Source organism: Vibrio sp. 10N.222.49.C12, assembly GCF_041475025.1.
Lineage (GTDB): Bacteria > Pseudomonadota > Gammaproteobacteria > Enterobacterales > Vibrionaceae > Vibrio > Vibrio crassostreae_C.
This window is the reverse complement of record NZ_JBFRVF010000069.1, coordinates 48,327-58,487: the sequence shown is the minus strand read 5'-3', so window position 1 is coordinate 58,487 and position 10,161 is coordinate 48,327. Positions and strand designations below refer to the sequence as shown.

Genomic DNA, 10,161 nt, shown 5'->3' with positions numbered 1-10,161 from the left:
GGGTTCATGGGGCGGATACAAAAGGTGTGTCGATGTGTGGATTTCAAGTTCGGACTGAATCTCTAATAAAGCCAGTCCAACGAGCACCTGTTGAGCTGAAACCAACTGTCCGGTGGGCAATTCTAATTTATCATAATGTATTTTAAATTGTCTCCAGTCCTCACTAGCTCCTAATTCTCTTCCTTTCGTCATTCTCATTAGCCGTTTACATTCAGGTGGAATAGCTTGGCCTTCATCCCATCGCGTGACCGTTCTCACACTTTTAAAACATAAGATAGCTGTCTCTTCTTTAGTTAATTGGCACTCCAATTTACGAAAAATGTAATTCTTACTCATTTCGCGATACTTCAACGATAAAACCTCTAAATACAAGAGGTTGCACTGATTTTATAAGATATGCACCATTAAACATAATCAGACATAATACGCACCAAAAAGGAGATTGAAATCTGAGAGGTTTCAGGGCCTGTTACTCGCGTAATTTTACGTACAGCGCCGCATGAATCTATCTATTTAATTACTGGCTGGCTTTGACTCCGCGTTAATTGGATTAAATCGTGATGGCTTTATCACATGTCTGCTCAAACTTAATTAAAACTTCTAATTACGGATGCCTCTCCAAAGTTAGTCCAGAGTCTCTGCTGGTTGAGTGTTAAAAGCTATTACCCTGATTTTGCTTACCAAAAGAACCTAGATGATTAACGCTTCCACTAACTCTCGGTCTATTGTCCGTACTACCAATAAACTGAAAAGACTTGGTTACTCTTGTTCGCTAGATTTAACGGTCCCAAAAGACCAAGCGAACTCCCGAATCATCTAGTCTTGTTTACCTATGTTGGCTTGTTCTTCACCAAATTGAATCAACTATCAACGTCATCAGTAACATCCGTACTCGTTTTTCAAACCACTAACTTTGAATTTTCTGATGCCCAACGGTCATTGTTACCAAACTGCGTTGCCATCCAAAACGAACTTCTATAAACGACTTGGCTAATCGTAAGTTACAGTGCAACATAAATTCTATTAACCTCTGTCTGGACTATATTAACTTGTCTCATAACTGCGATGATGACACTTCTATTACCAACAAGTCTTTAAAATCAGATCTTTAGGCTAGTTCTCAATTAGTTAGAGTATCTTTTGTTTGTTAACATATTCTGGAACAGAATAACTTATTATCTTAGAAGGCTTTACATGAAAATCAGTACAATCGCCCTATCGCTATTCACCGCTTTTTTTGGCATCAGCTCGCAGGCGCTTGCTAGTGAAAACGAAAACTCACCTAGAGAGCATGGTCATTTTTATGCTGGTGTTGATATCGGCTTTTATAATGAAACTGAATTAGAATATCGTGGCAGCGCCATTGAAGATTCATCTGATCTATCAGACTTTAGCTATAACTTGGTTGGAGGCTACGAATTCAATACACATGATGTCGTCAAACTGGGGCTAGAAGCCGAGTACCGAAAAATCGGAAAAGTTAGCTATAACGACTTAATGGATATTGAAGGCCATGCTTTCTTCGTAAACATTAAACCAAAGTTTATTGTTGAAGGTGACGTATTAGATCTGTATGTATCTTTATTAGCCGGTGTTGGCTCTATGGATATGGAAGCGAAAGCTTTTGGAGTATCAGACTCTAAGTCTGAAGCAGCCTACCAAGTTGGTGCTGAGCTTGGTGCGATGGTAACAGACAACATCGATATCCATATTGGTTACCGCTATGCAAACGTTGAAATTGAATCCATCGATGTGTCACCTCAAACCGCTTACCTAGGTGCAAGGTACCACTTCTAAACTTGATTCACTCGTAGGCTCAATACTACTAAAGCCGTCCTTTTAAAGCTCGGCTTTAATTTTGATCACCTATTTCCCTACTCGACCTCTACTTTGACAAGACAATTCAACCATAAATAAAGTTACGTTGTATCTTCTGTAAAAAGTTACAACTTGAAAGCTTTGCCCTAACGCAAAATAAACCACTTTAACAGGCTACTATTTCGTGTTTAAATTTTGATCTATCAAACAGTTATACGAATAAATTTGGTGATTAAGCAATCAAATGCTATGCATTCAATCCTTAAAAATAAATTAAAGTGTTAACATCAGGCAATTTTGTAAACTAGGTGTTTGATATGTTGCCTAAACTTTATAAGTTCAGATCGCTCCACGACAGAAACATACAATCTATTTCCGAGTGTTCGTTGTGGTTTGATTACGCTAAAACTTTTAATAACCCTTTTGAATCTAACCACGCATTCAACAAAGAGCTTCAACAAAACTTTAAGATCATGTGTTTCTCTCAGTCGAACGACCACCCAATACTATGGTCGCAGTATGGTGACAACTTTAAAGGCATGTGTATCGAGTATGATCTCAACTGCTATAACGGCGAGGCCAATCTCAACTGTTTTGAAGTCCAGTATGAAGACGAACCGAATATGTTCCGCCCGGCATCGCTAAGAGGTTTACAAACATCAAGACTGGGAGCTGAGATATTCAAAATTAAGCATTCTAATTGGCGTTATGAAAAGGAATACCGCTGGGTATTACCTGATGACGAGATGATCGGAAATAAACTCTACCTTAATAGAGAGTGCCTAAGCTCGGTGATTCTGTCAGAGCACGCTCCTGCCGACAGGAAATTGAAAGTTCTGATGACTTGCCAGCGCCTTGGTATCCCTGTTAAACACGCAATAGCAAAGCAAGAGTCGTTTACCTTCGAAGTGGTCAGTTAAGTAGAGTGTAATCCTACTGTTTAGCGCCAAAACAAGACATTCACATAAAGTTACAGCGCAACAAAAAAGAGAGCGACATTAATGAGACTCTCTCTTTTTATTACATGTTCACCGTAAGCTTTCCCAGTACTTTATCTTGCATCTGCTCAATCGTCGCGATAGACATTTGAACAGTTGAAAACCAATAAGGTCGGTGCTTAACGTTAAATAGTTCACTATTATCTAACGCCTCGAAAACAGAATATTTTCTACCTTGAGCCAAAGCTGCACCATAAACCGTTCGCTCAAGTACTGGAATGTCATTCACTTCCTCTAGAAGTGCCCTCTTGATGAACTGATTTCCAGGGCTCCAATCTATAAATTCAACGAGGTTTTTTAGTAGCTTAAGCTCTAGCTGCTCGACCATTGATTCAAGAAACTGTGTGTTTGGCATCACCTCAGTACAAGCATAATATTCGTCATGCTTGTCACTTGCTTCACGATAACCAAGCATCGTTTTTACCAATGCGTCTTCAAACGTTGAAGAAAAGTGGTTACAAATTAAAAACAAAGGCAGAACTCTCAACACACCAAGTAAAATGCCTACGTTAGGATCTTTAACCGACGTTTCTTGAAGTCGAATTCGAGTCGCATTTGACGTCACGACCAAGTGTTGCCAAACCTTAGGTGTGATGTGTTTAATGTTGCCATCATTCCACTTAATCAGCTGTTGACTCATTAACAATGGGAACAATAAACGACAATTTTCTATTCCTATTTGTCGTGCTGCAACTTTTGGATCGAGAATTACCTTAGATTTCTTTCCATATTTATCTGCAAACTCTTGATTGGAAACAAACTCGATTAAACTTGAGCTCAATGGCCTACTTTTCGCGGATATTTCATGGAGTTTGGAAAAGTTTAAAGATGGCGAATACGCAACACTAGCGAACTGATTGTAATCGGGTAAGTCTGAAAACAACGAACTTATTAAGGTACCTTGAAGCTTCTCAAGCATTAGCGCAGAAGCGGCATTGCTGACATCATCGATAACGTATCGTAAGGTTTGTTGCTTCGCGTCGACTTTTTCACGATGAGCATTGACTCTATCTTGCTCGCAGCGCAATAAAATACGTTGATTGTGAGATATGCGGTCAGATTCATCAAATATGACACTATCACAATACCTATTTTCCAAACTTAGTAACGTGTCTACTGTAGATTGTGCGAGCTTATATTCAGGTGAGATTAACCATCGATTAAAGCGAGCTTCAACATTGATTGAGACCTTCCTTGAGATCTCAACTACTTCAGGGGTATAACTTTTATTTGCTAACAACAACCGTGACTTTCCTTTGCCGTAAATGCTCTTGTATCGGCATATCCTGCCTTTATAACAAAACTAATATTAATAGAAATTAGAGATTGGTTCACGAAATTGTTTCAATAAAATTAAGGATATTTAGTTATAGTGCGTTGAGAGTGGCTAGTGTGTGATATGTAGCCGGATATACTTTTCTGGAAAGCTGTATTTGAACCTTTTCTTCGTCGGTAGGTGTTTTTTCGCCTGCTTGCAAACTTTACTATCTCCAGACGTTCTCACCTTTTTGATTCTTGCATAACCTTTAGAGTGCTTCATCTCAATCATCAGATCGCAATAACCCTCGAAATCAACATTACTCTTGTTGAGCCCTTTCATGACGGTGACTTTTATCTTTTTAGCTACAGGATTAACCAATGCATCGTCGGGAAAAGCGACTGGGGATAAAAAACATAATAGTAATACTAGATATCTCATACTGCTCTCTCTTTGTTGAGGGTGAGAACAGTATGCGGAGATTTAAGAGAAATGAAGGATTAACTTAGTATGAGGATTGACCAGCTAACGCGTAACTCTCAACGATTACGCTTTCTTTGAGCCTTTAGACTTAAAACCATTATGCGGTAACACGTTACGAATACGTTGCTGTACGTTTTTAGGAACATCTTTAGTGAATTTGAGATTGTAACCAGAACGTTTTGCATACACTTTTAGCTCGCCTTTAAAGGTATTGTTATGACCAATCTCTTGAAGGTTGTGCTTAAAGCTCGGTGGAAGATGCCCTTTAACTTGTTCGATCGCCCCGTCGCTAAATTTAATTTTCAATACCGGTCGATCGACTGCTACTAACCAAAAAACTAATACCGCACCGATTAAGATTACGTACATCATAATGTCACCACTACTGTTGATGGTTATTTATCGTCAGAAAGGAGCTTGCTTAAGTCTTCTTTGAGGCTAGTCACCGTCTTGCTGGCCTGTTCACTACGAGACGCTTCGCTAACCAAATACTCGATGGCATCTGAGAGCGTACAACCTAGCTCGTTCGCACGTTGAGATAGCTTTTCCCATACACGGTAATCAAGGTCGATTGATTTCTTCTTTGTATGAACTTGTTCAGCATTGAAGTGGCGTTTTCGCTTAGCTCTGATCGCTTGTTTAAGCTTGTTATCGAGCTCAGGAGACATGTTGTTAGATATCCACTCAAGGACACCTGTAGGTTGGTGTTCAAGCTTCAATAAGGCTTTAACAGCAACGTCAGATTCACTTGAATCTATGTGGCAGGTGATCGACTCGCCTTCTTTCCATTTTTTGACCAGATAGTTCCATTTCCAACCACATTCCAAGTTTTCAAGTTGCTGATATTTCATGTCTAATCTCGAAAGTTAATCCTAGTGACAGCGTAACCCAAAATAGGCTATTTAACAATTATTGTCTTGAAAGAATAGACCAAGATCATACTTATATTAGCTTAGTGATTAGTAACTACAACATAGAGCTACAAGCGAGATCGGTTTTTCTATATACTCCCTACCTCATTATCATAATCAGAAACTTAAATGACTCAAGTAGATTGGCGACATGTTACGCCTCAGTACGACGAATATAGCGCTCAATTAGAGCAATTCCCTGACATCTCGCCTTTCCCGTTTTCAGATATTCAACATAGATTCAAAGATGCGTTAACCCGCTTTGTCCGTTTGTCTAACCTTTCGCGTGTTTTACTTGTAAACGCTCCAGACAATTCGATCTATCGTCAAATGATTGTTGAATCTCTAGTCACTGCTTTAGATGATCACACTCTACCGGTTATAAAAACTGAGTCTTTAAATGCTGTCTCTCTGTTTGACCAAGTTCAGTCAAAAGACGGTAAGGTTGTAGCGACAAAGCCCGGCCTACTGGCTAGAGCAAACAACGGCTATCTGATCGTTTCAGCAAACTTGATCTTGGCCAACCCAGGAAGCTGGTTACTGCTTAAATCAGCACTGCTTGGTGAAGCTGTAGAGCCTATCAGCAGTAATCCAGAGCACTTGAACCAATCCCCGACTTTGCCTTTGACTTACAACATTAAGTTGATTGTGGTTGGAGACAGAGCTCAACTAGGTGACCTTGATTACCTAGACAGCGATATTCAAACCGGTTTTTGCCTATTCAGCGAAATTGAACAGGACATTAAGCTCTCAGAAGACACTCTGACTCAATATCTTGGTTACCTTAAGTGGCTTCAACAACGCTATGAATTACCAAACATCACGCAACAAGCGTTGACTGGCATTCTTACTGCCGGAGCAAGAGAAACCGAAGATCAAAGCTATATCCCACTGTGCCCTATTTGGCACAACGCGTTATTGAACGAAGCTCTGATTGAAGCCGACAATGGTGAGATTGATATTCACCATATCCAGCAAGCTCAACAGCACAAATACAACCGTGAATCTTATCTACCAGAACGCGCCCTTGATGATATTCGTGATGGCCAAGTCATTATCGAAACTGAAGGTGAACAAGTTGGTCAAGTTAATGGATTGACGGTCATCGATGTACCGGGACACCCAATATCGTATGGTGAACCTGCACGAATTTCCTGCGTTATTCACTTTGGTGATGGGGATATTGCCGACGTTGAGCGCAAAGCCGAGTTGGGTGGTAATCTTCATGCTAAAGGTATGATGATCATGCAAGCATTTGTGAGCAGCGCACTAAACCTTGAAGATCCGTTGCCATACGCTGCTTCTGTTGTGTTTGAGCAATCGTATTGCGAAGTAGACGGCGATAGTGCTTCTCTTGCTGAGCTTTGTTCTCTGGTGAGTGCTTTGTCTGAATACCCTATCAATCAACAAATTGCGGTTACAGGTGCAGTTGACCAATTTGGACGTGTGCAAGCTGTTGGCGGGCTAAACGAGAAAATCGAAGGCTTCTACCATGTGTGTAAGCACAACGGCTTAACAGGCGAACAAGGTGTGATCCTTCCAAGATCGAACTTAAGGCATCTTGCACTAAAGCCTGACCTTATTGAAAGCATTAAGAATGAAGAATTCCATATTTGGTCTGTGTCTAATGTAGACGAAGCAATTCCTCTCATTATGAACAAACCATTTAGAGACGATGAACAAGAAAGCGTTCTGAGTAAAATCGCGGAACGTATTGAAAACTTTGAAAGACATGAGCACCCTATTGGAATCGTTGGACGCATTAAAAACTGGTTTGTCTAGTACTGATCGGACTTGTTTAGCGTACACCTGTTCACTAATATGCACCTATCAAAAATCGGAGTAATTGATAATGCAAAACAAACGTGATTCTTACACTCGCGAAGAGCTTCTAGCATCAAGCCAAGGCGAACTATGGCCACAAGGCCCTCAACTACCAGCACCGAACATGCTAATGATGGATCGCATCACTAAGATGTCTGAAACTGAAGGTGATTACGGTAAAGGTTTAGTTCTTGCTGAGCTGGATATTACTCCTGACCTATGGTTCTTCGATTGTCACTTCCCAGGTGACCCTGTAATGCCGGGTTGTCTAGGCCTTGACGCAATGTGGCAGCTGGTTGGTTTCTACCTTGGTTGGGTTGGCGGCGAAGGTAAAGGTCGTGCTCTAGGTGTTGGCGAAGTGAAATTCACAGGTCAAATCCTACCTACTGCGAAAAAAGTAACTTACGAGATCCACATGAAGCGTGTTGTTAACCGTCGTCTAGTTATGGGCCTTGCGGATGGTCGCGTACTTGTTGATGGTAAAGAGATCTACGTTGCTAAAGATTTGAAAGTTGGCCTTTTCCAAGATACGTCAGCATTCTAATCTAATAGTTAGATTTTTAGTAAAGCAGCCCATGGCTGCTTTATTTTCGTTCCAATAAATTTAGTTATAGTGCATTAAAGTATCCCGTATTAAGCTTGAAACAGGATAAATCCACCAGCGATACGCTTATGATAGCGAAACTAGAATGCTACATAGCTCTGGGAGTCTTTGTGTTGTTCTGAAACTAACAAGGCTCCAGCCGTTGTAATCAACAGACAATGGAGCCCTGACCTTGAATTCGTTGCGCCCTATCTATTTATAGAGACCTGCATTTCTATCATCTTTGGCGTCTCGCCAACCACCTAACCAATAAGACCGAGAATCCATTTGGCTATATGGGCAAGCTTCTTGCGACCGTCCATTTAAACCAGCTTTGTAACCTTGAGATTGTGCTCGTTCTAGTCGATCACGCTTTTGTCTCTTCATAGTGCAGTCCTCATACGGGTGTTCCATTTACTAACATACAATGATTACAACTTTGCGGAGTTTTTGTGACTCCAACTTTAAGAATCGATCAATTTTTCACTTTTCTCAAGGTGAAAAAAAGCCCGAGTTCAGAATTGTGAACTCGGGCTCAAGAGATAAAATTATTTAAATTTTCTGCGGAACCCTAATAGACCAAGCACAGTCAAAGTTAACCAACCTAGGCTACCACCTTGGCGCTCAACTTTCTCGGTGTCGGTGCTACGAGTTACTACGCTATCAATGTCAGAGCCAGTGTCATACCTTGCTCCCTTGATTGGGATAAGCTTAACAGCTACAACCTTTTCGACTGCGTTAGATGAGGCACCACCACAGTATGAGTTGTGTGATGTTGTGTCATAAGGCTTATCATTACCGTCGACTGTACATTTGATAGCCGTTGCTGAAATCACGCCAGCATCATTGATATCCGTCGCATCAATGATTCTAAATTGGTTATTGTGACTAGACGCATCACCATCATTTGTTAAGTCATCTAACCACCATGCTTTACCACCAAAAATATCAACACGGCGTTCATCAGTTGAAGACGGGAGATCGTAAGGGTAAATAAAGCCTCTGTGTCTTCTTTCGCTGCCATCGACTTCACGCGTCGTTTCCGCATCGATCTGGCCAACAAGTTCATTGTAATTATTTACCGCTTTAGCTTCACCGCTTGAGCCACTGAAGAAGATACCGCCAGACAAATACGTTGCTGTTGGGTTTTTAGCATCCGTTACAATAAAAGGCTTATTACCGGCACTACCATTTTCGGGAACATAACCGTTACGTTTTGAATATCCAACTGCAAACAAGTTGTCGTTAATATCGGTTGCTACTGAGTTACTGTATCTAGCATCATCGTTAGATGAACCAGACTTAACCTCTGCACCGCTAATTTGTGTAGTTGTCCACGTTGCCGTAGCGAGATCGAGTGAAGTACTCACAAAGACACTTGCATTCATATCTTGTAGATCGCCGTTTCCATCAGCAGTATTATAGCCTACACCATAAAAAAGAGAGTCCGATTCAACAATTGAACGCATGCTGCCTTGGGCAAAATAATCGCCCTGTTGAGCGTTACCAGATCTAATCCAGTCGATCTCTTTCGTTATTGTGCCATCCCAAATAGCCGCCTTTGAACTAAACGTTGTATCTGACGTATCCGTTTTAGCTCCTTCCGTAGATACACTACCTACATTGTAAACTTTGTCGTTACTTGCTTTGATAGCGTGCCATGCACGAGTTTCCGAAGTGCCTGTTGGCCCATTTGGTGTAGTTGTGAACATCGCGTTATTACGAATACCACCTTCAGATTTAACCCCCAAAGGCTCAACTTCATCGGCATCGTTTATATAAAGCGAGTTAATTACCGTATTGCGGCTATCAAAGGTTTCGCCACCTTCAACAAAGGCTTTCGCATTGACATGAGTAAGGTCGTTTCTTTCCTTATTCCAAGTATCATTCCAACGATTTTGAGCCCAGCTTTCACATGTAGAATATCTTAGCTCTCGATAGCAGTAGTTTTCAAAATCATCACGCTCTTGAATGTACTGAAATGGTGCATCCATTGCGAATGGTACTTCTTCACGATAACTTACCGCTTCAAGCGTATCGCGAGTCTCACCAGCAAGTTTAAATGCACTATCGGTACAGTTGGTTGCAGCTGAATCGAAGCAACCTAACGCAAGCTCATTCGTTCCGTCTGTCGCAACACCAGGTTGAATCGCCACACCATAGATTTCAGAGGCACCTGTAATTGAAGGAGTGACTTCAACGACCTTGTAAAGCGCAGCATTGGCATTAGTTGCAGCCAAAACTAGCGCTGCAACTGTTGTTAATTTAAATTTAGTACAAGTCATT

General features: G+C 41.0%; 11 protein-coding genes. 4 read left to right on the top strand and 7 right to left on the bottom strand.

Features of this window, described 5'->3' with window-relative positions; translation table 11 throughout:
* On the bottom strand, positions 1 to 351 hold a 351-nt coding region (locus tag AB4583_RS18690; RefSeq protein WP_372118725.1), incomplete at its 3' end, for a regulator.
* A gap of 843 nt (positions 352 to 1,194) precedes the next feature.
* Between AB4583_RS18690 and AB4583_RS18685 the strand changes: the two genes are divergently transcribed.
* Entirely contained in the window at positions 1,195 to 1,797 is a 603-nt protein-coding gene (locus AB4583_RS18685; protein WP_017059668.1) for a porin family protein, read from the top strand.
* 338 nt (positions 1,798 to 2,135) lie between these two features.
* Positions 2,136 to 2,738 (top strand): DUF2971 domain-containing protein, encoded by a 603-nt coding sequence (locus AB4583_RS18680; protein WP_017059669.1) that lies wholly within the window; start codon positions 2,136 to 2,138, stop codon positions 2,736 to 2,738.
* A gap of 100 nt (positions 2,739 to 2,838) precedes the next feature.
* Here the strand turns inward: AB4583_RS18680 and AB4583_RS18675 are convergent, their stop codons facing one another.
* From AB4583_RS18675 to matP, 4 genes are all read right to left on the bottom strand, one after another.
* Positions 2,839 to 4,059, bottom strand: a complete 1,221-nt coding sequence (locus AB4583_RS18675) for a hypothetical protein (protein ID WP_065585053.1) — start codon at positions 4,057 to 4,059, stop codon at positions 2,839 to 2,841.
* A 144-nt stretch (positions 4,060 to 4,203) separates the two neighbouring features.
* Positions 4,204 to 4,515: a hypothetical protein gene (locus tag AB4583_RS18670; protein WP_017059671.1), complete on the bottom strand. Its 312-nt coding sequence runs from the start codon at positions 4,513 to 4,515 to the stop codon at positions 4,204 to 4,206.
* Between the two features lie 105 nt (positions 4,516 to 4,620).
* Positions 4,621 to 4,929: a DUF3634 family protein gene (locus AB4583_RS18665; RefSeq protein WP_372118719.1), complete on the bottom strand. Its 309-nt coding sequence runs from the start codon at positions 4,927 to 4,929 to the stop codon at positions 4,621 to 4,623.
* Positions 4,930 to 4,952: 23 nt separating this feature from the next.
* Complete coding sequence (matP, locus tag AB4583_RS18660) at positions 4,953 to 5,408, bottom strand: macrodomain Ter protein MatP (RefSeq protein ID WP_017068911.1); 456 nt, start codon at positions 5,406 to 5,408, stop codon at positions 4,953 to 4,955.
* A 189-nt stretch (positions 5,409 to 5,597) separates the two neighbouring features.
* Between matP and AB4583_RS18655 the strand changes: the two genes are divergently transcribed.
* Together AB4583_RS18655 and fabA are read left to right on the top strand one after the other, a co-directional pair.
* Entirely contained in the window at positions 5,598 to 7,250 is a 1,653-nt protein-coding gene (locus AB4583_RS18655) for an AAA family ATPase (RefSeq protein ID WP_371724606.1), read from the top strand.
* 70 nt (positions 7,251 to 7,320) lie between these two features.
* Positions 7,321 to 7,836 (top strand): bifunctional 3-hydroxydecanoyl-ACP dehydratase/trans-2-decenoyl-ACP isomerase, encoded by a 516-nt coding sequence (gene fabA / locus AB4583_RS18650; protein ID WP_017059675.1) that lies wholly within the window; start codon positions 7,321 to 7,323, stop codon positions 7,834 to 7,836.
* A gap of 252 nt (positions 7,837 to 8,088) precedes the next feature.
* Here fabA and rmf read toward each other — a convergent pair whose 3' ends face one another.
* Both rmf and AB4583_RS18640 read right to left on the bottom strand, forming a co-directional pair.
* Complete coding sequence (gene rmf, locus AB4583_RS18645) at positions 8,089 to 8,262, bottom strand: ribosome modulation factor (RefSeq protein WP_010440780.1); 174 nt, start codon at positions 8,260 to 8,262, stop codon at positions 8,089 to 8,091.
* Between the two features lie 161 nt (positions 8,263 to 8,423).
* Positions 8,424 to 10,160 (bottom strand): DUF3466 family protein, encoded by a 1,737-nt coding sequence (locus AB4583_RS18640; protein WP_372074869.1) that lies wholly within the window; start codon positions 10,158 to 10,160, stop codon positions 8,424 to 8,426.
* Position 10,161 lies beyond the last annotated feature (1 nt).